This window comes from Streptomyces sp. NEAU-YJ-81 (assembly GCF_017592595.1).
Lineage (GTDB): Bacteria > Actinomycetota > Actinomycetes > Streptomycetales > Streptomycetaceae > Streptomyces > Streptomyces hygroscopicus_B.
Map to the genome: position 1 here is coordinate 61,815 of NZ_JAGFNO010000002.1, position 23,479 is coordinate 85,293.

A 23,479-nucleotide genomic window follows, 5' to 3' on the forward strand; every position below is an offset into this window, starting at 1 on the left:
GTACGGATCGTCGAACACGCGAGGTCGACGAGGAGCGGGCAGGGACCACGAGACCAGGGAGCGAGGGCGGACGTGCCGGAGGCGACGACCGTACACACCACGAGTGGCGCCGGCGTCCAGCTCGCGGACGGCTACTTCCAGGGCTATACGGTGGTCGGACTGCTGGCGGCGATCGGCGTGATCTTCGTCGCCGTGGCCTTCGGGGCCGGGCGGCTGCTGCGGCCCGTCGTGCCGACGCCGGAGAAGCTGCTGACCTACGAGTGCGGAGTGGACCCGGTGGGCGAGGGCTGGGCCCACACCCAGGTCCGTTACTACGTCTACGCTTTTCTGTATGTGATTTTCGCCGTGGACTCGATCTTCTTGTTCCCGTGGGCGACAGTCTTCGCGGCGCCCGGCTTCGGGGCCGCCACGCTGGTGGAGATGTTCATCTTCCTCGGGTTCCTCGCCGTAGGTCTGCTGTACGCATGGAAGAAGGGCGTCCTGGAGTGGACGTGACACCGAACCCGACGCCGACACCGACGCCGGCCGCCGCGGCGGTCCCCGCGCCGGTCCCCGCCTCCGCTCCGGTGGACCTGCCGGAGCCGCGCCGTCTCGGCACGCTGGCCCGGCTGGCTCCCGAGCCGATGAAGGTGGTCCTGAACTGGGGCCGCCGCTACAGCCTGTGGGTCTTCAACTTCGGGCTCGCCTGCTGCGCGATCGAATTCATCGCCGCGTCGATGGCCCGCCACGACTTCATCCGGCTCGGCGTGATCCCCTTCGCGCCGGGGCCGCGCCAGGCCGACCTGATGGTCGTCTCCGGCACGGTCACGGACAAGATGGCGCCCGCGGTCAAGCGGCTGTACGAGCAGATGCCGGAGCCGAAGTACGTGATCTCCTTCGGGGCCTGCTCGAACTGCGGCGGCCCCTACTGGGACTCGTACGCCGTGACGAAGGGTGTCGACCAGATCATCCCCGTCGACGTCTACGTCCCCGGCTGCCCGCCCCGGCCCGAGGCGCTGCTGCAGGGCATCCTCAAGCTCCAGGAGAAGATCGCGCGCGAGTCGCTGGGCGAGCGCTACGGGACTTCGGGGCGCGGTGCCGAATCCACGGCCTCGGGCCGCCCGTCCGCGGCCGCGCTGCGCAGCGGGCTGGTCACGCCTCCGGGGCGGGAAGACACGACATGACCGAGCCGAACGAGCCGAACGAGACGCCGGAGCGGACCGGGACGCCGGAGGCCGCCGCAGCGGTCGAGCCCGCGGAGGTGGCGGAGCCCGCTGCGGCCGCCCCGCCCGTGGGCTGGCTGCCGCGTTCCGCCACCGAGCTGTTCGGCGAGGGCGCCACGGCGGAGGAGGCGTACGACCTGCTCACGGTCGACGTCCCCGCCGACTCCTGGATCGCGTCGCTGGAGACGGCCCGCGACACCCTCGGCTGCACCTACTTCGACTGGCTGAGCGCGGTCGACGAGCCGGGCACCGGCTTCCGGGTGGCCGCGTACGTCGTCGCCCTCGGCGGGAGCGGGGGCGCGGGTGTGGCCGGGCGTGCGGTGCGCGGTCTGCTGGTGCGTACCACCGTGCCGCACGACGCGGCCGCGCTGCCGACCGCGACCGGCGTCTATGCCGGGGCGGCCTGGCATGAGCGCGAAACCCACGAGATGTTCGGCATCGGCTTCACCGGCCACCCCGGTCTCGCGCCGCTGCTGCTGCCCGACGGCTTCGAGGGACATCCGCTGCGCAAGGACTTCGTGCTGGCGGCCCGGGTCGTCAAGGCGTGGCCGGGCGCGAAGGAGCCGGGGGAGTCGGGTACCGGCCACGGCCCCAAGCGACGGCAGATGCTGCCGCCAGGCGTCCCCGACCCCAACGAGTGGGGCCCCCTCAAGGGCCAGCTACCCCCCGCCCCGGCCCGCCCGGCCCGCGGCGGCGCCCGCGCCGCAGGCGAGCGCCCCGCCCGCCGCACCCGCACCGCGACAGCCGGCTCCGCGAGCCAGCGTCCGGCCGGTGCGGAGCCGACGGCGGAGGCCCAGACTCCGGCGGCCGAACGTCCGGCGCGGCGCTCGCGCGGCGTGAGCGAGGGCTCGGCGAGCCAGCGTCCGGCGGGCGCGGAGGCGGGGGAGGAGGCTCATACCTCGGCGGCGGAGCGTCCGGCGGGCGCGGAGCCGACGGCGGAGGCCCAGACTCGGGCGGCCGAACGTCCGGCGCGGCGCTCGCGCGGCGTGAGCGAGGGCTCGGCAAGCCAGCGTCCGGCAGGCGCGGAGGCAGCGGACGCTCAGACCCCGGCGGTCCAGCGTCCGGGAAGCGCCGAGTCGACGGCCGACTCTCAGACCCCGGCGGCCGAGCGCCCAGCGGCGGACCGTCCGGCAGGGGCTGGGGCGGCGGGGGAGACTCCCGCCCCGGCGGCCGAGCGCCCGGCGGGTGCGGAGCCGACGGCGGAAGCCTCGGCCTCGGACGCGGCCGCCAGTCGGCGGGCCGCAGCCGGTGAGCCCTCGGCCTCCGCCGAGCCACCGGCGCCCGAAGCCCCGGCGCCCGAAGCCTCGGCGCCCGAAGCCCCGGCGCCCGAAGCCTCGGCGCCCGAAGCGCCCGCGGCCGATGGCGCCGCCGGGGCCGAACCGCCTGCATCCGCGTCCCCGGCGCACCCGCGGCGCCCCGCGCCGCGGACCCGATCGTCCGACGCCCCCTGGCATCACGCCCGCCCCGCGCGGGACGAGGACGCCGAATCCCCGCGCGAGCCGGAGGCAGCGGAGGCGCCGGAGGCCGAGGCACACGGAGACGAACGCGGCGGCAAGAAACCCGACTCCGCCTCCGACACCCCCGACACCCCCGACACCAACTCCGACGACCAGCCAGGAGGCACCGCGTGAACGACGTCCTCGACGTCGCGCTGCGACTGCTCGCCCTCCTGCTCGCCTTTCTCGTACTGCCCCTGCTCGTGGGGCAGACCGAGCACAAGGTCATGGCCCATATGCAGGGCCGCCTCGGCCCGATGTACGCGGGTGGGTTCCACGGGTGGGCCCAGCTCGTCGCGGACGGGGTGAAGTTCGCGCAGAAGGAAGACGTCGTACCCACCGGCGCCGACCGGCGGATCTTCCAGCTCGCGCCCGCCGTCGCCCTGCTGCCGTACCTGCTCGTCCTCGTCGCGATCCCGGTCGGCCCCGCCGAGGGCGCCGTGGGCCAGGTCGTGGACGCGGGCATCTTCTTCGTGCTCGCCGTAATGGGTGTCGGGGTGCTGGGTTCGCTGATGGCGGGCTGGGCCTCGGCGAACAAGTTCTCCCTCCTCGGGGGCCTGCGTACGGCCGCCCAGCTCATGGCGTACGAACTGCCGATGCTGCTCACCGCCGCCTCCGTGGCGATGGCGGCCGGCACGGTCTCGCTGCCCGGCATCCTCGAGGCGTTCGAGTGGTGGTGGGTGCCGTGGCAGATCGTCGGCGGGGTGGTGTTCTTCACCGCCGGTCTCGCCGAGCTGCAGCGCCCGCCGTTCGACGCGCCGATCGCCGACTCCGAGATCATCTTCGGTGCGTACACCGAGTACACGGGGCTGCGGTTCGCGCTCTTCCTGCTTGCCGAGTACGCGGGCATCGTCATCCTGTGCGGGCTGACCACCGTCCTCTTCCTCGGTGGCTGGCACGGTCCGTTCGCCGACGGCCTCGGCTGGCTGTGGACGCTGCTGAAGACGGCCGTCCTCGCCTTCGTCGTGATCTGGCTGCGGGTCAGCTATCCGCGGCTGCGCGAGGACCAGCTCCAGCGGTTCGCCTGGACCTGCCTCATTCCGCTCTCACTGGCCCAGATCGCCCTCACCGGCGTCGTCAAGGTGGTGATCTCCTGATGGGCATCCCCGGATCCGGCCTGGCCAAGGGCCTGGCCGTCACGCTCCGCACGATGACCCGGAAGTCGCACACCGCGCAGTATCCGGACGCGCAGCCCGAGCTGCCGCCCCGCACCCGCGGGGTGATCGGGCTGTTCGAGGAGAACTGCACGGTCTGCATGCTGTGCGCCCGCGAATGCCCGGACTGGTGCATCTATATCGACTCGCACAAGGAGACCGTCCCCCCGGCCGCGCCGGGCGGGCGCGAGCGCAGCCGGAATGTGCTGGACCGGTTCGCGATCGACTTCGCCCTGTGCATGTACTGCGGTATCTGCATTGAGGTGTGTCCTTTCGACGCGCTCTTCTGGTCGCCGGAGTTCGAGTACGCGGAGGAGGACATCCGCGATCTCACCCATGAGCGGGACAAGCTCCGCGAGTGGATGTGGACGGTGCCCGCGCCGCCCGCGCTCGACCCGCGTGCGGAGGAGCCCAAGGAGATCGGCGCCGCCCGTAAGGCCGCCGACAAGCTCGCCGCCGCGGAGGCCGCGGCCGCCGCCGAGGCCGCGCAGGCCGAGGCGGAGCGCGCCTCCGACGCCGGCGACGGGACCAACGGGCCCAACGGGACCAACGGGCCCAACGCGAGCGACGGCACCGACGCGAGCGACGGCACCGACGGATCCGACGGAAACGGAGCCGCCACGTGAGTCCCGCGGTCCACCTGGCCGCCACCGGCCACGGGTTCCTGTCGCCGACCGGCGTCGAGATCGCCTTCCTGCTGGTGGGCATCGCGACCCTCAGCGCGGCCGTCCTCACCGTCACCACCAAGCAACTGGTGCACGCCGCCCTATGGCTGGTGGTGGCGCTCGGCGGCATCGCCGTGGAGTACCTCCTGCTCACGGCGGAGTTCATCGCCTGGGTGCAGGTGCTGATCTACGTCGGCTCCGTCGTCGTCCTCCTCCTCTTCGGGCTGATGCTCACCAAGGCGCCCATCGGCCCCTCCCCGGACGCCGATTCGGGCAATCGCCCGGCCGCGCTCGCGGTGGCCGTGGCCGCCGCGGGCGTCCTGGTGTGGGTGGTCGTGGACGCCTTCCGGACCACCTGGATCGAGCTCGACAAGGGCGTCCAGGGCTCCACCGCCGTCTCCGGTGAGAGCCTCTTCCGCCACTGGGTGCTGCCGTTCGAGGCGCTGTCCGTGCTCCTCCTCGCCGCGCTCGTCGGCGCGATCGTCCTGTCCCGTAAGACCGCCGAACCGCGGGACGCCCTGAGCGGCAAGGAGAAGCGCTGATGCACCTCGCCTACCCCGCCGTGCTCGCCGTCCTCCTCTTCTGCACCGGCCTGTACGGCGTCCTCGCCCGCCGCAACGCGATCCTGGTGCTGATGTCGGTCGAGCTGATGCTCAACGCCGTCAACCTCAACCTCGTCGCCTTCGACGTCTGGCTCCGCGACACCCTGCACGCGGGCCAGGCCCTGACCCTCTTCACCATCGCCATCGCCGCCGCCGAAATCGGCATCGGCCTCGCCATCGTCCTCCTCGTCCACCGCAACCGCGGCACCGCCGACGTCGACAAGCTCCGGGACCTGGCCGACCCCCCGTCGGACGGCCAGGACCCGATGGACGACAGCATGGCAGCCCCCACTGACAACGCCGCCGACCAGGCACGACGCGCCCGGAGGCAGACCGCGTGACGACCACGACCGCCGCCGTTCTCGTCCCCCTGCTGCCCTTCCTCGGCGCCGTCGCCGGGCTCCTGCTGGGCCGCCGCGCCCCCGGTTTCGTCCGCCCCCTCGCGGTGCTGCCGACCCTCGCCGCGGCCGGGCTCGCCGTGCTCGTCGCCGTACGGCAGGGCGGGGGAGCGGGCGGCGGTACGGCCCCGCTCACCGCCGCGACCCGGCTCGCCGACACCGGCTCGGTCCCCATCGACCTCGCCCTGCAGGTCGACGGCTTCGCCGCCCTGGTCGCGGTCCTCGTCGCCGTCGTCGCCTGCTGTGTGCAGATCTACTCGACCGGCTATCTGCGGGACGACCCCCGCTACCCCTCCTACGCCGCGCTCGTCTCCCTCTTCACCGCCGCGATGCTCCTGGTCGTCTACTCCGACGACCTGATCGTGCTGCTCGTCGGCTGGGAGATCATGGGCATCTGCTCGTACTTCCTGGTGGGCCACTACTGGGAGACCGCGGCCGCGCGCTCGGCGTCCCTGAAGGCGTTCCTGGTCACCAAGCTCGGCGACGTGCCGTTCCTGATCGGCATCTTCGCGCTCGCGGGCGACACCGGCACGTTCCGCATCAGCGAGATCCACACCCGGCTGACCTCCGAGACCGCCGGGGTGCCGCTGGACCACCCCACCCTGATCGCGCTGCTGCTGCTGGCCGGGGTCGCGGGCAAGTCCGCGCAGTTCCCGCTGCACACCTGGCTGCCGGACGCGATGGCCGGTCCCACCCCGGTCTCCGCGCTGATCCACGCGGCCACCATGGTCGCCGCCGGTGTCTTTGTCGTGGCCCGGCTGCTGCCCGTCTTCGCCTCCTCCGCCGCCGCGCTCGCCGTACTGGCCGCCATGGCGGCCGTGACGATGGTCGGCTCGGCGCTCGCCGCGCTCGCCCAGGACGACATCAAACGGGTCCTCGCCTACTCGACCGTCGGCCAACTCGGCTATATGACGGGCGCGCTGGCCGTCGACGACCGCGGCGCCGCCGTCTTCCACCTCATCACCCACGGCGCGTTCAAGGCGCTGCTCTTCCTCGGCGCGGGCGTAGTGATCCACGCCGCCGGGACCAACTCCCTCGCGGCCATGTCCCGGATGAGCGGCCTCGCCCAGCGCATCCCCGACGCCTTCTGGACGATGACGGTCGCGCTGCTCGCGCTCGCCGCGATCCCGCCCTTCGCGGGCTTCTTCTCCAAGGAGGCCGTCCTCGGCACGGCCGAGCACGCCGCGACCGGCCACACCTCCGGCGTCCCGGCGGGCGTCGGCTGGACCGTCCTCCTCGCCGGGCTCCTTACCGCGCTCCTCACCGCCGGATACGCGGCCCGGCTGTGGCTGCTCGCCTTCCGCGGCCGGGGCGAGCCCGTCCCCGACCACGGCAAGCAGCCGGTGGCCATGAACGCCGTCCTGTGGGTGCTGTTCATCCCCACGGCCGCCCTCGGCCTCGCCTACGGCACGCTGCCCGACTGGTTCGACGGCGAGACGCTCACCCCGACCCTCACCACCTCCGTACTCGGCACCGGGCTGGCCCTGGTCGGCGCCCTCGTCATGTACGGCGCCTGGCGGCACAGCTCGGCCCGGGCCGCCCGCGTCCCGCTCGGCGCGGTGGCCGCTCACCCCGAAGCCGCCGACGCCGTCTCCGAGGCCGAGGCCATCGCCACCCACGAGGCGGCCTACGGCTCCATCTCGGGCGCCAGCGACCCCGCCGACCCCGGGCGGCTGCTCCTGGGCCCGCTGCACCGCCACGCGGCCGTCGGCTTCCACCTCGACGCCGTCTACAGCGCCCTGTTCGTCCGGCCCGTGGCCGCCGCCGCCCGGCTCGTCCGCTTCCTCGACCGCGAGGTCGTCGAGACGTACGTACGCGGCGCGGGCGGTGCGCCCCGCCTGCTCGGCGCGGCCGTCCGCCGCGCCCAGACCGGCAATGTGCAGACCTACCTCGGCGCGCTGCTCGCGGGCTCCCTCGTCCTGGCCGTGGCCGCCGTCCTCGTCGCAGCGGGAGCCTGACCCGTGAACCACACCGTCCAGCAACTCCTCCTCGCCGCCCTGGTCGTGCTCCCCCTGCTCGGCAGCGCCGCCGCCCTGCTCCCGGCCCCGCCCGGGCTGCGCGGCCGCGGACCGGACCAGGCCGTACTGCGCCACGGCGTGACCGTCACCGGAGTGGTGCTCGCCGCCGCCATCGCCCTGGCCGCCGGTTTCGACCACGACCACCCGGCCAGGATGCAGGCCCAGACGGACATCAGCTGGATCCCGGCGCTGGACATCCGCATCCACCTCGGCGTGGACGGCGTCTCGCTGCCGCTGCTCGTGCTGACCGCGCTGCTGACCTTCCTCAGCGCGCTCTACGCCTACTTCAACCGGCCCTCCGGGCCGTCCCCCAGGGCCTTCGTCGCGCTGCTGCTGCTCCTGGAGTCCGGCACCCTGGCCAGCTTCGCGGTGCTGGACCTGATGCTGTTCTTCCTGGCGTTCGAGATGGTCCTCATCCCGATGTACTTCCTCATCAACCGGTGGGGCAGCGGCGAACGAGAGCGCGCCGCCTGGCGGTTCATCCTCTACACGCTGCTCGGCTCCGTCGTCATGCTGCTCGGCCTCCTCCTCATCGGGGTCAAGGGCGGCACCTTCGACATGGTGGCACTCGCCACTGACAACGGCGCGAAGCTGACCCACACCACCCAGCTCATCGCGGCCCTCGCGATCATCGTCGGACTCGCCGTCAAGGCCCCCATGTGGCCGCTGCACAGCTGGCTGCCCGACGCCCACACCGCCGCCCCCACCGTCGGCTCGGTGCTGCTGGCGGGCGTGCTGCTCAAGATGGGCACCTACGGGCTGGTCCGCATCGTGCTGCCGATGACCCCCGGGGCGGCCCACACCTACGCGCCCTACCTCGCCGCGTTCGCCGTGGTCGGCATCATCTACGGATCGCTCGCCTGCCTCGCCCTGGCCCGCACCGGCGCCAAGGGCGACCTCAAGCGCCTGATCGCCTACTCCTCCGTCGGCCATATGGGCTTCGTGCTGCTGGGCATCGCGACCCTCACCCCCACCGGGGTGAACGGCGCGCTCTTCGCCAACATCGCCCACGGCCTGATCACCGGGCTGCTCTTCTTCCTCGTCGGCGCCCTCAAGGACCGCTCCGGCACCACCGACCTCGACCAGCTCGCGGGCACCAGCGGCGCCGCCCTGTACGGCAGGGCGCCGCGCCTCGGCGGACTGCTCGCCTTCGGCGCCGTGGCCTCCCTGGGGCTGCCCGGACTCGCCGGGTTCTGGGGCGAGATGCTCGCCATGTTCGGGGCCTTCGACCCCGCCGACGGGCTCAGCCGCCCGGCGTATCTCACCTATATGGCGTTCGCCGGCCTCGGCACCCTGCTCACCGCCGCCTACATGCTCATCGTCGTACGGCGCGTCTGCATGGGCGACCATCCGATCGAGCCCCGCACCGGGACCGAGCCCGCGCGGCCCGCCCTCGCCGACGTCCACGGCCATGAACTCGCCGCCTGGAGCCCCCTGGTGGCACTCACCGTCCTCGCCGGACTGTGGCCCGCGGCCCTCCTCGGCCTCACCGACCCGGCCGTGCAGCAGCTCCTCGCGGGAGGCAACCGATGACTGCGAACGCCACGAGCCTGGCCACCAGCCTCGTCCAGTCCGTCGACTGGCTCGCCGTCGCACCGCCCACCATCGCGGCCCTGGCCGGCCTCGCCGTCCTCGTCGCGGACCTCTTCCTGCCCGAGCGCAGGAAGCATCTGCTGGGCTGGGGAGCGATAGCGGGACTGGCCCTGGCCGCGCTCGCCCTGCTGCCGCTGCTGGACGGCGACCGCTCCACCTTCTGCCTGACCAGCGGCGCCCACGCCTGCAGCTATACGGCCGACACCTTCGCCCTCGTCATCCAGTTCCTCGTGCTCGGCGGGGCGCTGCTCACCGGGCTGCTGTCCTTCAGCGCCCTCGACGACCTCAAACTCCCCGCGGGCGAGTTCTGGTTCCTGCTGCTGTCCTCGGCGGCCGGGGCGGCCCTGCTGCCCGCATCCCGTGATCTGGCGACGCTGGTCATCGCCCTCGAGGTGGCCTCGCTCCCGGCCTTCGCCCTCGTGGGCCTGCGCCGCGGCGACCGCCTGTCCTCCGAGGCCGCGCTGAAGTTCTTCCTCTCCTCGGTCACCGCGACCGCCGTGATGCTGCTCGGCGTCAGCTTCGTCTACGCCGCCACCGGCAGCCTCCATCTGTCCCGGATCGCCGACGCCCTCACCCATGTCGACCCGCGGCTCGACACGCTCGCCCAGGCGGGGGTCGTGCTCACCCTGGTGGGCTTCGCGTTCAAGACCGCCGCCGTGCCCTTCCACTTCTGGGTGCCCGACACCTACGTCGGCGCCCCCGTGCCCGTCGCGGCGTATCTATCGGTCGTCGGTAAGGCGGTCGGCTTCTCCGGCCTCATCCTGGTGACCGTCCTCGCCTTCCCCTCGTACTCCGATGTGTGGGGCCCTGCCGTCGCCGTCCTGGCCGCCCTCACCATGACCGCGGGGAACGCCGCGGCGCTGCGCCAGCGCCCGGAGCGCGCCTTCAGCGCCGTACGCCTGCTCGCCTGGTCCTCCGTCGCCCAGGCGGGCTATCTGCTGGTCCCGATCGCCGCGGCCGGTTACGCCGACTCCGACAAGGACGCCTCCCGCGCCATCGGCTCCACCGTCGCGTACGCCCTGATGTACGCGGCCGTGAACCTCGGCGCCTTCGCCGTGGCCGCCCTGGTGGCCCGTACGAGCCCGGCCAACCGCCTCACCGACTACCGCGGGCTGTACGCGGCCCGCCCGGCCGCCGCCCTGGCCCTGGGCTTCTTCCTGCTGTGCCTGGCCGGGCTGCCCCCGGGCGTCATCGGGCTCTTCGCGAAGGTGACCGTCTTCTCGGCGGCCGTGGACGCGGGGCTGGGCTGGCTCGCGGTGGTGATGGCGCTCAACGTGGTCGTGGCGCTCTACTACTACCTCCAGTGGACGGCGGTGCTCTTCCGCGCCCCCGAGCCCGCCGCCGGGGCGGAGCCCGCACCCGCCACCGGGGCGGCCGTCGCCCGCCCGCGCGCCGTTCCCCTTACGGCCGCCATCGGCCTCACCGCGGTCGTCGGCATCGCCCTCTCCGGCGCCCCGCAGCTCGTCCTGCGGTTCGCCTCGGACACCCTGCTGTAACCGCTCCCGCGTCCGCCGCGGGCCTCCGGTCGCCTTACTTACGGCCGCCATCGGCCTCAACTCGGTCATCGGCCACCGGCCGTGCGGGCCGTCGCACCGGCCTCGCGCGCCGTCGGCACCGGCCGCGCGCCCGCACCCGTGTGCACAAGGGAACTGGTGCCCTTCGCCTGGCGTTGACTTTTTCAGGAGGGTCCACTGGAAGGTGGAGACACCAGGCAAAGCGTTCCCCTGCGGCACAACGGGAGGGCACACAGTGCACCGCCGGCACAACGGGCTGAAGACCGCCGTACTCCTCGGTGGTCTGTCCGCGATCATCATCCTCATCGGCAGCCTCTTCGGCCGCACCGGGCTGATCATCGCGGTCGTCGTCGCACTCGGGACCAACGCATATGCCTACTGGAACAGTGACAAGCTGGCCCTGCGCGCGATGCGCGCCCGCCCCGTCAGCGAGTTCGAGGCACCAGGGCTGTACCGCATGGTGCGCGAGCTCTCCACGGCAGCGCGCCAGCCGATGCCCCGGCTCTACATCTCCCCGACCGAGGCCCCCAACGCCTTCGCGACCGGCCGCAACCCCCGTAACGCGGCGGTCTGCTGCACCGACGGCATTCTGCGGCTGCTGGACGAGCGCGAGCTGCGCGGCGTCCTCGGCCATGAGCTCAGCCATGTCTACAACCGCGACATCCTGATCTCCTCGATCGCGGGCGCGCTCGCCAGCGTCGTCATGTTCCTGGTGAACTTCGCGTGGCTGATCCCGATGGGCCGGTCCGACGACGACGAGGGCCCCGGCTTTGTCGGCATGCTGCTGATCATGCTTCTCGGCCCGCTCGCGGCCTCCATCATCCAGCTCGCCGTGAGCCGCTCCCGCGAGTACGAGGCGGACGCCTCCGGAGCCCAGCTCACCGGCGACCCCCTGGCCCTCGCCAGCGCCCTGCGCAAGCTCGAAGCCGGTACCAAGCAGCTTCCGCTGCCGCCCGAGCCCCGCCTGGAGACCGCCAGCCACCTGATGATCGCCAACCCGTTCCGGGCCGGTGAGGGCATGGCCAAGCTCTTCTCGACCCACCCGCCCATGCGGGAGCGCATCGCACGACTCGAGCAGATGGCAGGACACCAACCGTGAAAACCCTCCTGAACCTCATCTGGCTGATCTTCGCCGGCGTCTGGATGGCGATCCTCTACGTCTTCGCCGGCGTTCTCCTCTGCCTCACGATCATCGGCATCCCCCTCGCGCTCGCCTCCTGGCGCATCGCCGGCTTCGCCCTGTGGCCCTTCGGCCGCACCGCCGTCCCCCGCCCCGGCGCCGGAGCCGCCTCCTGCGTCGGCAACGTCCTCTGGCTCATCCTCGCGGGCTGGTGGCTGGCGCTCGGCCACCTGCTCACCGGCGTCGCCCTCTGCCTCACGATCATCGGCATCCCCCTGGGCCTGGCCAACTTCAAGCTCATCCCGATCTCCCTGGCCCCCCTCGGCGTCGACATCGTCCCCACCGACCAGCCCTTCGGCCAGCGCTGACCTGCCCGCCGACAACACCAGGGGCGGCACGGCCACGCCGCACCGCCCCTGCCGCACCGGTCCGAGTGCCGGCTACCGGTAGTTCACGAACTGCACCGCGAAGTCCAGGTCCTTGCCCTTGAGCAGGGCGATCACGGCCTGCAGATCATCCCGGCTCTTGGAGGTCACCCGCAGCTCTTCGCCCTGCACCTGCGCCTTGACGCCCTTGGGCCCCTCATCGCGGATGATCTTGGCGACCTTCTTCGCGTTGTCCTGCGAGATCCCCTCCTGCAGCGAGGCGAAGATCTTGTACTCCTTGCCCGACGCCTGGGGCTCGCCCGCGTCCAGGGCCTTTAGCGAGATCCCGCGCTTGACCAGCTTGGACTGGAAGACATCGAGGATCGCCTTGACCCGCTCCTCGGAGTTGGCTCGCATCTCGATCCGCTCGCCCGACCACTCGATCGAGGCGCCGACGTTTTTGAAGTCGTAGCGCTGGGAGATCTCGCGGCTCGCCTGGTTCAGAGCGTTGTCGACCTCCTGCCGCTCGACCTTCGAGACGATGTCGAAACTGGAGTCGGCCATCTTGAGTTGGCTCCTCGTACGTAGATCCGTCAGTGGCACGGCCCAGCGGACCGCTCCAGCCAGCCTAGCGATCTCGGCCATGATCCAGAGGCGATCAACCGGGTGGCGAAGCACCCCCGCGCATCAGGTATTGTTTACGTCGTTGCCAGGGAGCAGCGCCGCGAGAGCGGGGCACCTGGCCACATCCCAGGCGGTGTGCCCGAGTGGCCAATGGGAGCGGACTGTAAATCCGTCGGCTTAGCCTACCCAGGTTCGAATCCTGGCGCCGCCACAGTGGAAAACGGCCCCTGAACTGCGGGAACGCAGCCAGGGGCCGTTTGCTGTGTCAGGGTGGAGCGGGGGCGCGGTCTCGCGCCGGGCCTAGGACTGGGTGCCGGCCCAGGTGAAGGTGGCGGAGGCCCGGGCGGGGAGCTGGTAGCTGAAGGACTGGCTGCCCCAGTTGACCTTCAGGGTCTGCTGGCTGCCGGTGTCGTTGTAGGCGATCAGCGCCTTGGAGCCGTCCGGGTTCTTCCAGGCCACGTTCGGCACCGTGGAGCTGGCGCTGGAGTCGATGCGGCGGGCTCCGGGCTTCACGAACTTCGTGAGGTGGCCCATCGTGTAGTACTCGACGGTGTAGTCGACCCGGCCGCTCTGGCTGTCGCCGTTGTGCACGGTGACCAGGCCGGTGCAGGTGCCGCAGCCGCCGTTGTGCGGGCCCTTGTTCTGGTCGACGGCGAGGCTCCACTTGATCCAGCTCTTGCCCCAGTTGCGGGTGTAGTCGATCAGGTTGTGCATGTCCTCCTGCTGCTGATTGGCGATCCAGGTGCCGCCGGAGTGCTCGGTGTCGAAGGCGTCCACGTTCGGGTACTGGTTGTGGACGGTCGTCTGCTGGCCGACGTTGCCGCCGTAGCCGTGCCAGGCGATGCCGCCGAAGTTCGGGTGGTTGCGGATGGCGGCGTCGTCCACGACGGGCGCGCCGTAGCCCGCCCACTGGTCCCAGTTCCAGTCGAGGGCGAGCACCTTGGTCTTCAGGCCCGCGGTCGCCAGCTTGGGCAGCAGCTCACTCTTGGTGAAGTAGTTGAGCCCGGAGCCGTTCCACTGCATCGACGGGTAGCCGCCGCAGCAGGTGGGCTCGTTCTGCACGGTCACGTAGTCGATCGGCACACCCCGGCTCTGGTACTCCTGGATGTACTTCACGAAGTAGTTCGCGTACGTGCCGTAGTACTGCGCCTCCAGCCAGCCCTGGTTGAGCTGGTCGTTGTCCTTCATCCAGGCCGGGGCGGTCCAGGGCGAGGCCATGACCTTCAGTGCCGGGTTGAGCTGCTTGGCCTGCTTCGTCAGCGGCAGGACGTCGGCCAGGTCGTGGTTGATGGAGAACCTGGCGAGGTCGGGGTCGGTCTGCCCGGCCGGCACATCGTCGAAGGTGTAACCGAAACGGGCCAGGTCGGAGCCGCCGAGCGGGTTGCGCAGGAAGCTCACCCCGATGCCGTCCGTGGGCGAGAAGAGCTTGCGCATCACCTCGTCGCGGGTGCTCTGGCTGAGTGCGCCGCTGCTGTTGAACAGCCATGCGGCGGTGTCCGTGAACGAGGCCCCGGCGCCCGAGAATTCCTGGTACGTCCTGGATTCGTCGACGGTGACACTGCCACCCCCGCCCGAGCCGAACCGGATGGGCGCCTGCTGCTCCAGGCCCTTCACGACGGTGCGGCCGTCGGATCCGGAGGTGGTGGTCAGATAGACGTTGACGGTCTCGCCGGCCCTGACCGAGCCGGTATCGGCGGTCGTGGCGTCGGCCGGGGAGGTCAGCCATGGGCCGGCGGCCACGGCGACCGCGGCCAGGGAACTCACCAGGGCGGTGCGCATGGTATGAGGGGATCTGGATCTGACGGATCTCATGAAACCGATGCCTTTCCTGTACGGACAGGCTCGGGCCGGTGTGGTCACGGCCGGAGAGAAGGAAGGGGAAACTCCGGTGACCGGTGTGTTCACGGCAACGGAGCGGCGGAGCGGCTGAGCAGCGAAGCACCGGTGTGTTCACGGTGCTCGGTGACTGTGATGATCCGAGGCGCGCCGCCGGGCGTCAAGCCTCGCGAACGACTTACCTCATGGCGTGGATTAAGTGCCCCTGCCGCCGTACGGGCGGCCGTCCGTCGTGGCGCGCCCTGGGCTCCGTGGGGCCGCTCCTAGGGTGGTGATTCCCCCGTATCAGGACAGAGAGGGCGGATCGTGGGCAGGGGCTTCAAGAACTTCCTCATGCGCGGTGATGTCATTGTTGTCGCCATCGGCCTGGTCACAGCGCTGGCGTTCTCGACGCTGATCAAGGCGTTCACCGACTCCGTGATCAACCCGATCATCGCCCGGCTCCAGGGCGGCAAGTCGGCCGGGCTCGGCTGGCAGCTCGGAGACGAGGGGAACAACGCGACCTACATCAACATCGGGTCGTTCATCTCCGCCCTGATCTACTTCATCATCTTCATGGCCGTCATCTACTTCCTGATCGTCATGCCGTACAAGTACACCCAGGCCCGCCGGGGCGCGGAGGTCTTCGGCGAGCCGGGCCCGGTCAAGACCTGCCCGGAATGCCTCGCCGAGGACATCCCCGAGGCGGCGCGCAAGTGCCGTTACGCGGCTCGGATCAGCCACGGATGGATTAGTCGCCGGGCCGATCGGCCGCCTGGCCGCCCGCCCCCGCCTACCGCGCCCCGTCGAGGTCCAGCTCCAGCATGCGGATCGCGTTGCCGCGGAGGATCTTGTACGTGGTCTCGGGGGAGAGTCCGGCGACATGCTCGGCGGCGATGCGGCGGGTGTGCGGCCAGGTGGAGTCGACGTGGGGGTAGTCGGTCTCGAAGGTGGCGTTGTCCACGCCGATCGTGTCGAGCGACGCGACCCCGTGCTTGTCGCGGAAGAAGCAGCAGTAGATCTGCCGGTAGTAGTACGTGGACGGCGGCTCGGGGATGAGGTCGCGGACGCCGCCCCAGGCGCGGTGCTCCTCCCAGACGTCGTCGGCGCGCTCCAGGGCGTAGGGGATCCAGCCCATCTGGCCCTCGGCGTAGGCCAGCTTGAGGCGCGGGAAGGAGACCAGGACGCCGCTGAAGAGGAAGTCCATCATCGAGGCCATGGCGTTGTTGAAGCTTAAGGCGGCCTGGACGGCGGGCGGGGCGTCGGGGGAGGCGGCAGGCATCTGGGAGGAGGAGCCGATGTGCATGCACACGACCGTCCCCGTGGCCTCGCACTCGGCGAAGAAGGGGTCCCAGTAGCCGCTGTGGATGCTGGGGAGCCCGAGGTAGGTGGGGATCTCGCTGAAGGTCACCGCGCGGACGCCGCGGGCCGCGTTACGGCGGATCTCCCGCACAGCGAGGTCGACGTCCCACAGGGGGATCAGGCAGAGCGGGATGAGGCGTCCACCGCTGTCGCCGCACCACTCCTCGACCATCCAGTCGTTGTACGCCCGGACGCACGCCAGTCCGACCTCCTTGTCGTTCGCTTCGGCGAAGGTCTGGCCGCAGAAGCGGGGGAAGGTCGGGAAGCACAGCGACGCCTCGACATGGTTGAGGTCCATGTCGGCGAGCCGGTCCTTGGGGTCCCAGCAGCCGCGGCGCATCTGCTCGCGGGTGATGCCGTCGAGGGTCATCTCGTCGCGGGAGAAGCCGACGGCGGCGATGATCCGCTTGTAGGGGAAGAGGTCGCCCTCGTAACTCCACCAGTCGGTCAGCTGGCCGTCCGGGTCGGTGGTGAACTTGTACTTGCCGCCGACATAGGCCAGTTCGCCGATCCCGGCCGTGAGGGGCTTGGGGCCGCGGTCCCGGTACTTGGCCGGGAGCCAGGTCTCGAAGAGGTGCGCGGGCTCGATCACATGGTCATCGACGCTGATGACCCGAGGCAGCTCGGTCGTGCCGTTCGTCTCGTCGGTCATCTCGCCATCTCCCCGGTCTATTCGTGGTGATCCTGTCGCTCCGATTGATCTGACGGTTCGTCAGATTCTGGCGGCAGAGTAGGGCGGATCGCTTCAACCAACAAGAGAAAGTCCCGTTTCCGCACCTACGTCCAGGGCACACGATGTGCGACAACCGGGAGGAAACGGTGAACGCATCGTCGATCGCACGCGGACTGGGTTCGGCAACGCGCACACGTACCCCACGCGAGGCGGGCAGCCGGGCCATCGAGGCGGCGGCCCGCTGGGGGCTGGCCACCCGGGGGGTGCTCTATCTGCTCATCGGCGTCCTGGCGCTGCGCATCGCCTTGGGCGACCGCGGCGAGCAGGCCGACCGGGGCGGGGCCCTCCAGGTCCTCGCCCAGCAGCCGTTCGGCGCGGCGCTGGTCTGGGCGGTCGGCATCGGGCTGGTCTGCATGGCGCTGTGGCGGCTGTCCGAGGCGGTCTTCGGGGCCGCGGGGCCGGACGGGGGCGCGGCACGCAAGCGGCTGGCGGGGGCGGCCCGTGCGGTCTTCTACGGCGTCGTGGCGTACTCCGTGCTCTCCTTCGCCACCGGCGAGCAGGGCAGCGGCTCCAGCGACCGCCAGTCCCAGGACGTGACGGCCCGCGCGCTCGACCTGCCGTACGGCCGGTGGCTGGTCGCCGCCGGCGGGACCGCGGTGGCCGCGGCCGGGGTGTGGATCGCCGTACGGGCGCTGCGGCGCGGCTTCCGCAAGCACCTCAAGGTGGGCGCGATGTCCCGGCGGACGCGGCGGGCCGTGGAGGCGCTGGGGGTCTGCGGCGGGGTGGCCCGCGGGGCCGTGTTCGCGGTGGCGGGTGGCTTCGCGCTCTCGGCCGCCGTGCGCTACGACCCGGGCAAGGCGAAGGGCATCGACGACACCCTGCGGACCTTTGCCGGGACGGCGGCGGGGCCCTGGCTGCTGATGGCGGTCGCGCTGGGACTGGCGCTCTTCGGGGTGTTCTCGTTCGCGATGGCCCGGTGGCGGCGGGTCTGAGCGCGCTGCTCATGCCTGGGGGTCGGGCCTGGCTCTGTCCCTGTGCTCGTGGCGCCGGGTCTGAGCGCGATTCCTGTGCCGGGGTCTCGGGTTCTCGGGGCCGGCCGTCTGCTGTCCCTCGTTGTCCCTGTGTCCCCTGGCACCGGGCCCCGCCCCCGCGCCTCGCGCGTCTCGCACGGATGTGCCCCGTAAGGCGGTCTTCCCCGGGGTTCCGGGCGCCGGGACCATCGGACGATGCCGACCATCAGGCCCCGCGTGCCGGCCATGAAGCCCCGCGCCCGTATCGCCGCCATCGGGGCGGCCTTCGCCCTCGCGGCCGCCACCCCCGTCGCCGCGTACGCCGCGCTGGACGACCCGCCCGCCGCGACGGCCTCCGACGCCGCGGTCTCCGGCGCCGTGGACCGGGGTAAGCCGTACGTCGAGACCCGGCTCTTCTTCGGCACCGAGCGACCCGACGGCGGGCCGCCCGTCACCGAGAAGCAGTTCCTGGCCTTCGTGGACCGGCAGATCACTCCGCGCTTCCCCGCCGGCCTGACGATCCACGACGGCCGGGGGCAGTGGCGGGACCAGAACGGGACGATCGAGCGGGAGCGCTCGTACGAGGTGATCCTGCTCTACCCGACGTCCGAGGCCCCGACGCAGGACCCGCGGATCGAACGGATCCGGACGGCGTACGAGCGGCAGTACGCCCAGGAGTCCGTGGCCCGGGCCGACGCCCCGGCCCGGGTGGACTTCTGAGCCATCGGGCCGGAGCCGACCACCCCGTGAGCCATCGGGCCGGAGCCGACCACCCCATGAGCCATCGGGCCGGAACCGACCCCCCCCGTGAGCCATCGGGCCGGAACCGACCCCCCCGTGAGCCATCGGGCCGGAACCGACCACCCCGGCCGCCCCGGCTACCCCCGCGCCTCAGCCCCGCTCGGCGGCGACCGCCGCCACCGCGTCCGCCACCGGCGTGTCGCCGTTGATCAGCTCCAGCGTGCGGCCCGCCGTACGCGGCTCGTCCAGGAGGGCGGCCAGGACCGCCGCCACATCGTCGCGGGTGACCTCGGCCCGGCCCGTGTGTTCGGCCAGTTTCACCCGGCCCGTGCCCGGGTCGTTCGTCAGCCGGCCCGGGCGCAGCACGGTCCAGTCGAGGCCGTCCCGGGCGCGGATGTCGTCGTCCGCCGCGGCCTTGGCGCGCAGATAGGCGGCGAAGACCGGGTCGGTGTCCGGCGGCGGCTCGTGGGACGCGCCCATCGAGGAGACGATCAGGAACCGCCGGGCCCCCGCCCGTTCGGCCGCGTCCGCGAAGAGCACCGCGGACCGGTGGTCGACGGTGTCCTTACGGGCGGCACCGCTGCCGGGGCCCGCCCCGGCAGCGAAGACGGCCGCGTCCGCGTCCTCCAGATGCTTGACCACGTCCTCCAGCGAGGCCGACTCGAGGTCGCAGACGACGGGTTCGGTACCCGACGTCAGCAGGTCGCCCGCCTGTTCCGGCTTGCGGATGATGCCCGCCACTTCGTCTCCGCGCGCGGTGAGCAATTGCTCCAGCCGCAGCGCGATCTGTCCATGTCCACCAGCGATGACAATGCGCATGATCCCGACCGTACGCCGTGCGGCCTACTGTTGCTCGCCGCCGCTCTGCGACCGCGCCTGCCGGGGCAGGTCCAGCGCCACCGCGGCCGCCGAGTCGCAGTACTCCCGCACCGCGCTGGTACGGGCCACCACCCGGCCCCGGTGCACCACGACCCTGCTGTACGCGAGCGAGAGCACCCCCGCGAGCCCGTCCCCGCGCACCGCGAGCAGCTCCGCCGGGAAACCGGCCTCCACCCGCACCTCGGCGAGCCCCATCGCGGCCCGGGCCCGCCCGCACACCGCCTCGTACGCCTCCTGTGGCCGCAGCTCGCCCCGGGACGCCAGCAGAAAGGCGGCCTCCAGGGGATCGCCCCGCCCCACCGGGTTGACCGCGTCCCGCAGCGCCCCGCTGCCCGCGGCCACCCGGACGCCCGCGGCGCGCAGCAGCCGCACCGGCGCGCAGGCACAGGGGCGCGCTCCCCGCATCCCCTGGTGCTCCAGCCCGGCGCAGTCGCCCTGGGGGAGGCAGACGACGGTCACCCCGGCCGCCGCCAGCCGCTCGGCGATCCTCCCCGCGCTCTCCAGGGGCAGCCGGGGCAGCCCGCCGCAGGGGCCGATGGTGACGCCCGGCCGCAAGCCCCCGGCCATCGCCGCGAGCCGGGCGAGGCGGGCCGGGTCGTCACCGTCCGTATGCAGATCGACGGCGCAGCCATGGCGGGCGGCGAGATCGAGGACGGCCTCGGCGTGGCCGGTCGGGTCCGGGTCGAGGTCGGGGCAGCCGCCGATGACCGCCGCGCCCATCTCCACCGCGTCCCGCAGCATCGCCAGGCCGTCCGCCCCGGCGGCGCCGGTCAGCACCCGGGGCACCGCCACCGCGCTCAGCTCCGTGAGCCCGCGCAGGGTCCGGCCGGCCTCCAGGACCGCCTCCAGGGAGCGCAGCCCGTGCACTCCGCCGATGCGGACATGGGTGCGCAGCGCGGTCGCCCCGTGGCCGAGCTGGAGCAGCGCGGCCTCGACGGTGCGGCGCTGGATGTCCCCGGGGACGTACGGGACCGGGCCCGCCATGTCGGCCGTAAGGGCGGTGTCGCAGTGGGCGTGGGGTTCGGCGGGGGCGGGCAACAGCAGATAGCCGCCGAGGTCCAGCCGGGTGCCGGGGACGAGGCTGCCGGCCGTGCCCACGGCCTCGATCCGCCCGCCGCTGAGCCGGACGTCCACGGTGCGCCCGTCGGTGAGCCGGACGCCGCCGAGCACCAGAGCGGTGGGCTCGGGGCCCGCGCCGCCGTTCCTGGGCGGCTGCTGAGGCTGCTGCGGCTGCTGCTGGCTCTCGGGCATCGCACTCCTGGGATTCGCAGGGCGTACGCGGGGCGCACAGGGGCGCGCGACGGTTGCGTGACGAGGGCGGTGGCGGTGTCGCCAGGGCGCCACGGGTACGCGCCGAGCACGCGAGGGGTAAGGCGACGAGCAAGGCGCCGGGCACGCGTCGGATGCGTGCGCAGCCAAGATCACGCGGGTGCGATCCGAAGCCTAGGACCCGGTGGGGGCGGCTTCGCGGAGGAGCCGAATAGTCGTACCGGTGTGGTGCCTGAGCCCAGGGTGACGAGGGGTCGATACGGATTTCACCTTCGGCGGCCGACCGTGTAATGTCTTCATCGCTCGCCCCAATAGCTCAGTCGGCAGAGCGTCTCCATGGTAAGGAGAAGGTCTACGGTTCGATTCCGTATTGGGGCTCTGATGTGTGAGGTTTCCCGTTCGACTACGCTGTGTCGAGCGGGGAGTCACTCGCATCACAGCGGTGTAGCTCAGTCGGTAGAGCAAGCGGCTCATAATCGCTGTGTCACCGGTTCAAGTCCGGTCACCGCTACTGACAGTAGCCGATTGCGGGGTCGGTCCTTCGATCGGCTACTCTTTCTGCGTTAATCCTTTATCCGTTCGTCAAGGAGCACTCACGTGGCTGCCACCGACGTCCGCCCGAAGATCACGCTGGCCTGCGTGGAGTGCAAGGAGCGGAACTACATCACCAAGAAGAACCGGCGCAACGACCCGGATCGGCTTGAGATCAAGAAGCACTGCCCGCGTTGCAACGCGCACACCGCGCACCGTGAGACGCGATAGCAATAAGCTCTCATTCGAGGCCGCCCCCACTCGCGGGGGGCGGCCTCGTTTCGTTGGTAATTCAATCGCAGGAGGTGTGCGCCGATGGCGCTCGACCAGTCCTTCGTAGGGCGGACCTACCCGCCCACCGCGGCCTACGAGGTCGGCCGGGAGAAGATCCGGGAATTCGCCGAGTCCCTGGGTGACACCAATCCGGTCTACACCGACCCCGAGGCGGCCAGGGCCCTCGGCTACCCCGACGTGATCGCCCCGCCGACGTTCATTTTCACGATCACCTTCAAGGCGGCCGGGAAGCAGGTTGTCGAGGACCCGCAACTGGGGCTGGACTACAGCCGGGTGGTCCACGGCGATCAGCAGTTCGAGTACACCCGCCCGGTCCGCGCGGGGGACCACCTGTCGGTCACCTCGATCATCGACTCGATCAAGTCGCTGGCCGGCAACGACATCCTGTCCGTCCGCGGTGAGGTCCACGACAAGGCGGGTGATCATGTAGCGACGTCGTTCACGACGCTGGTGGCCCGCGCCGCCGACGCAGAGGTGGAGGAGAGCAGATGACGACGGCCAAGATCTCGTACGACGCCGTGGAGGTCGGCACCGAGGTGCCGATGCGCGAGTTCCGGGTGAACCGCGCCGACCTCGTGCGGTACGCGGGCGCGTCGGGCGACTTCAATCCGATCCACTGGAATGAGAAGTTCGCCAAGGATGTCGGCCTCCCCGACGTCATCGCGCACGGCGCCTACACCATGGCCCAGGCGGCCCGCGTGGTGACCGAGTGGGCCGGCGACCCCGGCGCCCTGGTCGAGTACGGCGTCCGCTTCACCAGGCCGGTCGTGGTCCCCAACGACGACAAGGGCGCGCTCATCGAGATCGGCGCCAAGGTCACCGCCAAACTGGACGACGAGGCCCGTACGGTGCGCCTCGACATCACGGCGACCAGCGCCGGCCAGAAGGTGCTGGGCCGGGCCCGCGCCGTCGTACGGCTCGTCTGAGCCCTCGACCGCGCCGGAGCGGCCCCCCGGCGGATGAGAGCGCGCCACAGCGTGTGAAGCCCGCCTGAGCCCCTTACGGGGCGCACGCCCCGTCGGCCCCCGGACTCCCCACACCGGGGGCGGCCACCCCAGGGCCCCAGGGGGCGCCCCCGTACTCTTGAGCGCGTGCAGGAACTCCACGACGCCCCTCTCGCCCCCCTCACCACCTTCCGCCTCGGCGGACCGGCCAACCGGCTGCTCACGGCCACGACCGACGACGAGGTCATCGCCGCGGTCCGGGCGGCCGACGCGGCCGGAACCCCGCTGCTGGTGATCGGCGGCGGCAGCAATCTGGTCATCGCCGACAAGGGCTTCGACGGCACCGCCCTGCAGATCGCGACCAGCGGCTTCACGCTCGACGGCACCCGCCTGGAGCTCGCCGCGGGCGAGAACTGGTCGGACGCCGTGGCCCGTACGGTCCGGGCCGGGCTCGCGGGCATCGAATGCCTCGCCGGAATCCCCGGCTCCGCGGGGGCCACGCCGATACAGAACGTCGGCGCCTACGGCCAGGAGGTCTCCGCCACGATCACCGAGGTGATCGCCTACGACCGCCGCGCCGACGAGGTCGTCACGATCCCGAACGCCGACTGCGCCTTCTCCTACCGCCACAGCCGCTTCAAGGCCGACCCCGACCGCCATGTGGTGCTCCGGGTCCGCTTCGAGCTGGAGGACGCGGGCGGCCTCTCCGCGCCCGTCCGGTACGCCGAGACCGCGCGGGTACTCGGCGTCGAGGTGGGGGACCGGGTGCCGGCCGCCGTCGCCCGCGAGACCGTCCTGGGACTGCGCGCGGGCAAGGGCATGGTGCTCGACCCGGGGGACCACGACTCCTGGTCCGCCGGGTCGTTCTTCACCAACCCGGTGCTCACCGAGGACGCCTACGCCGCCTTCCTGGCCCGCGTCGCCGACCGCCTGGGCCCGGACACCGCGCCGCCCGCCTTCCCGGCGGGCGACGGTCTGATCAAGACCTCAGCGGCCTGGCTGATCGACAAGGCGGGCTTCACCAAGGGCTACGGCACCGGCCCGGCCCGGATCTCCACCAAGCACACGCTCGCCCTCACCAACCGGGGCGAGGCCACGACCGAGGATCTGCTGGCGCTGGCCCGCGAGGTGGTGGCCGGGGTCGAGGGGGCGTTCGGGGTGACCCTCGTCAACGAGCCGGTGACGGTCGGCGTGAGCCTCTGATCCACGA

The 23,479-nt window shown here is 71.8% G+C and carries 23 protein-coding genes, 3 tRNA genes and 1 pseudogene; 22 read left to right on the forward strand and 5 right to left on the reverse strand.

From position 1 onward, the window contains the following. The first annotated feature begins 72 nt into the window (after window positions 1–72). The 12 genes from J5X86_RS05750 (at window position 73) to J5X86_RS05805 (ending at window position 12,130) form a co-directional block, all read left to right on the forward strand. Window positions 73–495: an NADH-quinone oxidoreductase subunit A gene (locus J5X86_RS05750; protein WP_093463811.1), complete on the forward strand. Its 423-nt coding sequence runs from the start codon at window positions 73–75 to the stop codon at window positions 493–495. After that, window positions 486–1,163, forward strand: coding sequence for an NADH-quinone oxidoreductase subunit B (locus J5X86_RS05755; RefSeq protein WP_208515727.1), 678 nt, complete (start codon window positions 486–488; stop codon window positions 1,161–1,163). Before J5X86_RS05750 ends, J5X86_RS05755 begins: the two co-directional genes overlap by 10 nt. Continuing rightward, complete coding sequence (locus tag J5X86_RS05760; RefSeq protein ID WP_208515728.1) at window positions 1,160–2,833, forward strand: NADH-quinone oxidoreductase subunit C; 1,674 nt, start codon at window positions 1,160–1,162, stop codon at window positions 2,831–2,833. Before J5X86_RS05755 ends, J5X86_RS05760 begins: the two co-directional genes overlap by 4 nt. Beyond that, a complete protein-coding gene (locus J5X86_RS05765; protein WP_208515729.1) occupies window positions 2,830–3,795 on the forward strand; it encodes a complex I subunit 1 family protein in 966 nt (321 codons plus the stop codon). Before J5X86_RS05760 ends, J5X86_RS05765 begins: the two co-directional genes overlap by 4 nt. Continuing rightward, a complete protein-coding gene (locus J5X86_RS05770; protein WP_208515730.1) occupies window positions 3,795–4,478 on the forward strand; it encodes an NADH-quinone oxidoreductase subunit I in 684 nt (227 codons plus the stop codon). Before J5X86_RS05765 ends, J5X86_RS05770 begins: the two co-directional genes overlap by 1 nt. Next, entirely contained in the window at window positions 4,475–5,059 is a 585-nt protein-coding gene (locus tag J5X86_RS05775; protein WP_208515731.1) for an NADH-quinone oxidoreductase subunit J, read from the forward strand. Before J5X86_RS05770 ends, J5X86_RS05775 begins: the two co-directional genes overlap by 4 nt. Then, the gene (gene nuoK, locus J5X86_RS05780; RefSeq protein ID WP_078642884.1) at window positions 5,059–5,460 is read left to right on the forward strand and encodes an NADH-quinone oxidoreductase subunit NuoK; all 402 of its coding nucleotides are present in this window, start codon (window positions 5,059–5,061) and stop codon (window positions 5,458–5,460) included. Before J5X86_RS05775 ends, nuoK begins: the two co-directional genes overlap by 1 nt. Then, window positions 5,457–7,475 (forward strand): NADH-quinone oxidoreductase subunit L, encoded by a 2,019-nt coding sequence (locus tag J5X86_RS05785; RefSeq protein ID WP_208515732.1) that lies wholly within the window; start codon window positions 5,457–5,459, stop codon window positions 7,473–7,475. The genes nuoK and J5X86_RS05785 overlap by 4 nt, the downstream gene beginning before the upstream one ends. A gap of 3 nt (window positions 7,476–7,478) precedes the next feature. Continuing rightward, the gene (locus J5X86_RS05790; protein WP_208515733.1) at window positions 7,479–9,068 is read left to right on the forward strand and encodes a NuoM family protein; all 1,590 of its coding nucleotides are present in this window, start codon (window positions 7,479–7,481) and stop codon (window positions 9,066–9,068) included. Then, window positions 9,065–10,624, forward strand: coding sequence for an NADH-quinone oxidoreductase subunit N (locus J5X86_RS05795; protein ID WP_208515734.1), 1,560 nt, complete (start codon window positions 9,065–9,067; stop codon window positions 10,622–10,624). The genes J5X86_RS05790 and J5X86_RS05795 overlap by 4 nt, the downstream gene beginning before the upstream one ends. A gap of 253 nt (window positions 10,625–10,877) precedes the next feature. Next, window positions 10,878–11,741 (forward strand): zinc metalloprotease HtpX, encoded by an 864-nt coding sequence (htpX, locus tag J5X86_RS05800; RefSeq protein ID WP_078642888.1) that lies wholly within the window; start codon window positions 10,878–10,880, stop codon window positions 11,739–11,741. Further along, the gene (locus J5X86_RS05805; RefSeq protein ID WP_208515735.1) at window positions 11,738–12,130 is read left to right on the forward strand and encodes a YccF domain-containing protein; all 393 of its coding nucleotides are present in this window, start codon (window positions 11,738–11,740) and stop codon (window positions 12,128–12,130) included. Before htpX ends, J5X86_RS05805 begins: the two co-directional genes overlap by 4 nt. Window positions 12,131–12,202: 72 nt before the next feature. On the opposite strand, the gene J5X86_RS05810 is transcribed toward J5X86_RS05805, so the two are convergent. Continuing rightward, on the reverse strand, window positions 12,203–12,691 hold the full coding sequence (locus J5X86_RS05810; RefSeq protein WP_078642890.1) for a YajQ family cyclic di-GMP-binding protein: 489 nt from the start codon (window positions 12,689–12,691) through the stop codon (window positions 12,203–12,205). Window positions 12,692–12,880: 189 nt separating this feature from the next. Here J5X86_RS05810 and J5X86_RS05815 point away from each other — a divergent pair. Then, window positions 12,881–12,962 (forward strand) — tRNA-Tyr (locus tag J5X86_RS05815). An 89-nt stretch (window positions 12,963–13,051) separates the two neighbouring features. On the opposite strand, the gene J5X86_RS05820 is transcribed toward J5X86_RS05815, so the two are convergent. After that, entirely contained in the window at window positions 13,052–14,563 is a 1,512-nt protein-coding gene (locus J5X86_RS05820) for a glycoside hydrolase family 30 beta sandwich domain-containing protein (protein WP_208515736.1), read from the reverse strand. A gap of 357 nt (window positions 14,564–14,920) precedes the next feature. Between J5X86_RS05820 and J5X86_RS52785 the strand changes: the two are divergent. Further along, window positions 14,921–15,136, forward strand: a pseudogene (locus J5X86_RS52785) (MscL family protein); the annotation flags it as partial. A 223-nt stretch (window positions 15,137–15,359) separates the two neighbouring features. On the opposite strand, the gene J5X86_RS05830 reads toward J5X86_RS52785, so the two are convergent. Then, window positions 15,360–16,580, reverse strand: a complete 1,221-nt coding sequence (locus tag J5X86_RS05830; protein ID WP_208515737.1) for an amidohydrolase family protein — start codon at window positions 16,578–16,580, stop codon at window positions 15,360–15,362. Between the two features lie 143 nt (window positions 16,581–16,723). Here J5X86_RS05830 and J5X86_RS05835 point away from each other — a divergent pair, with 143 nt between their 5' ends. Continuing rightward, complete coding sequence (locus J5X86_RS05835) at window positions 16,724–17,593, forward strand: DUF1206 domain-containing protein (protein ID WP_243979615.1); 870 nt, start codon at window positions 16,724–16,726, stop codon at window positions 17,591–17,593. Window positions 17,594–17,827: 234 nt separating this feature from the next. Continuing rightward, on the forward strand, window positions 17,828–18,331 hold the full coding sequence (locus tag J5X86_RS05840) for a DUF3574 domain-containing protein (RefSeq protein WP_208515738.1): 504 nt from the start codon (window positions 17,828–17,830) through the stop codon (window positions 18,329–18,331). A gap of 171 nt (window positions 18,332–18,502) precedes the next feature. On the opposite strand, the gene J5X86_RS05845 is transcribed toward J5X86_RS05840, so the two are convergent. Both J5X86_RS05845 and J5X86_RS05850 read right to left on the reverse strand, forming a co-directional pair. Beyond that, complete coding sequence (locus J5X86_RS05845; RefSeq protein WP_208515739.1) at window positions 18,503–19,171, reverse strand: NAD(P)H-binding protein; 669 nt, start codon at window positions 19,169–19,171, stop codon at window positions 18,503–18,505. Window positions 19,172–19,195: 24 nt separating this feature from the next. Next, on the reverse strand, window positions 19,196–20,482 hold the full coding sequence (locus J5X86_RS05850) for a hydrolase (protein ID WP_208515740.1): 1,287 nt from the start codon (window positions 20,480–20,482) through the stop codon (window positions 19,196–19,198). Window positions 20,483–20,805: 323 nt separating this feature from the next. On the opposite strand from J5X86_RS05850, the gene J5X86_RS05855 reads away from it, so the two are divergent. The 6 genes from J5X86_RS05855 to J5X86_RS05880 all read left to right on the forward strand — a co-directional run bounded on the left by J5X86_RS05855 (window position 20,806) and on the right by J5X86_RS05880 (window position 23,472). Continuing rightward, window positions 20,806–20,878, forward strand: a tRNA-Thr gene (locus J5X86_RS05855). 60 nt (window positions 20,879–20,938) lie between these two features. Continuing rightward, window positions 20,939–21,011: transfer RNA gene (locus J5X86_RS05860), tRNA-Met, on the forward strand. Window positions 21,012–21,097: 86 nt separating this feature from the next. Continuing rightward, complete coding sequence (gene rpmG, locus J5X86_RS05865) at window positions 21,098–21,262, forward strand: 50S ribosomal protein L33 (RefSeq protein ID WP_009715907.1); 165 nt, start codon at window positions 21,098–21,100, stop codon at window positions 21,260–21,262. 84 nt (window positions 21,263–21,346) lie between these two features. After that, window positions 21,347–21,817 (forward strand): MaoC family dehydratase N-terminal domain-containing protein, encoded by a 471-nt coding sequence (locus J5X86_RS05870; protein WP_059148990.1) that lies wholly within the window; start codon window positions 21,347–21,349, stop codon window positions 21,815–21,817. Further along, a complete protein-coding gene (locus tag J5X86_RS05875; RefSeq protein ID WP_208515741.1) occupies window positions 21,814–22,251 on the forward strand; it encodes a MaoC family dehydratase in 438 nt (145 codons plus the stop codon). The genes J5X86_RS05870 and J5X86_RS05875 overlap by 4 nt, the downstream gene beginning before the upstream one ends. A gap of 165 nt (window positions 22,252–22,416) precedes the next feature. Further along, window positions 22,417–23,472 (forward strand): UDP-N-acetylmuramate dehydrogenase, encoded by a 1,056-nt coding sequence (locus J5X86_RS05880; RefSeq protein ID WP_208515742.1) that lies wholly within the window; start codon window positions 22,417–22,419, stop codon window positions 23,470–23,472. Window positions 23,473–23,479: the final 7 nt, after the last annotated feature.

Coding starts and splice junctions, on each gene's coding strand:
- J5X86_RS05845 (WP_208515739.1), bottom strand. CDS start 19,171: ATGCGCATTGTCATCGCTGGTGGACATGGACAGATCGCGCTGCGGCTG.
- J5X86_RS05840 (WP_208515738.1), top strand. CDS start 17,828: ATGCCGACCATCAGGCCCCGCGTGCCGGCCATGAAGCCCCGCGCCCGT.
- J5X86_RS05870 (WP_059148990.1), top strand. CDS start 21,347: ATGGCGCTCGACCAGTCCTTCGTAGGGCGGACCTACCCGCCCACCGCG.
- J5X86_RS05875 (WP_208515741.1), top strand. CDS start 21,814: ATGACGACGGCCAAGATCTCGTACGACGCCGTGGAGGTCGGCACCGAG.
- J5X86_RS05760 (WP_208515728.1), top strand. CDS start 1,160: ATGACCGAGCCGAACGAGCCGAACGAGACGCCGGAGCGGACCGGGACG.
- J5X86_RS05835 (WP_243979615.1), top strand. CDS start 16,724: ATGTGCGACAACCGGGAGGAAACGGTGAACGCATCGTCGATCGCACGC.
- J5X86_RS05820 (WP_208515736.1), bottom strand. CDS start 14,563: ATGAGATCCGTCAGATCCAGATCCCCTCATACCATGCGCACCGCCCTG.
- J5X86_RS05795 (WP_208515734.1), top strand. CDS start 9,065: ATGACTGCGAACGCCACGAGCCTGGCCACCAGCCTCGTCCAGTCCGTC.
- J5X86_RS05850 (WP_208515740.1), bottom strand. CDS start 20,482: ATGCCCGAGAGCCAGCAGCAGCCGCAGCAGCCTCAGCAGCCGCCCAGG.
- J5X86_RS05810 (WP_078642890.1), bottom strand. CDS start 12,691: ATGGCCGACTCCAGTTTCGACATCGTCTCGAAGGTCGAGCGGCAGGAG.
- J5X86_RS05830 (WP_208515737.1), bottom strand. CDS start 16,580: ATGACCGACGAGACGAACGGCACGACCGAGCTGCCTCGGGTCATCAGC.
- nuoK (WP_078642884.1), top strand. CDS start 5,059: ATGCACCTCGCCTACCCCGCCGTGCTCGCCGTCCTCCTCTTCTGCACC.
- J5X86_RS05770 (WP_208515730.1), top strand. CDS start 3,795: ATGGGCATCCCCGGATCCGGCCTGGCCAAGGGCCTGGCCGTCACGCTC.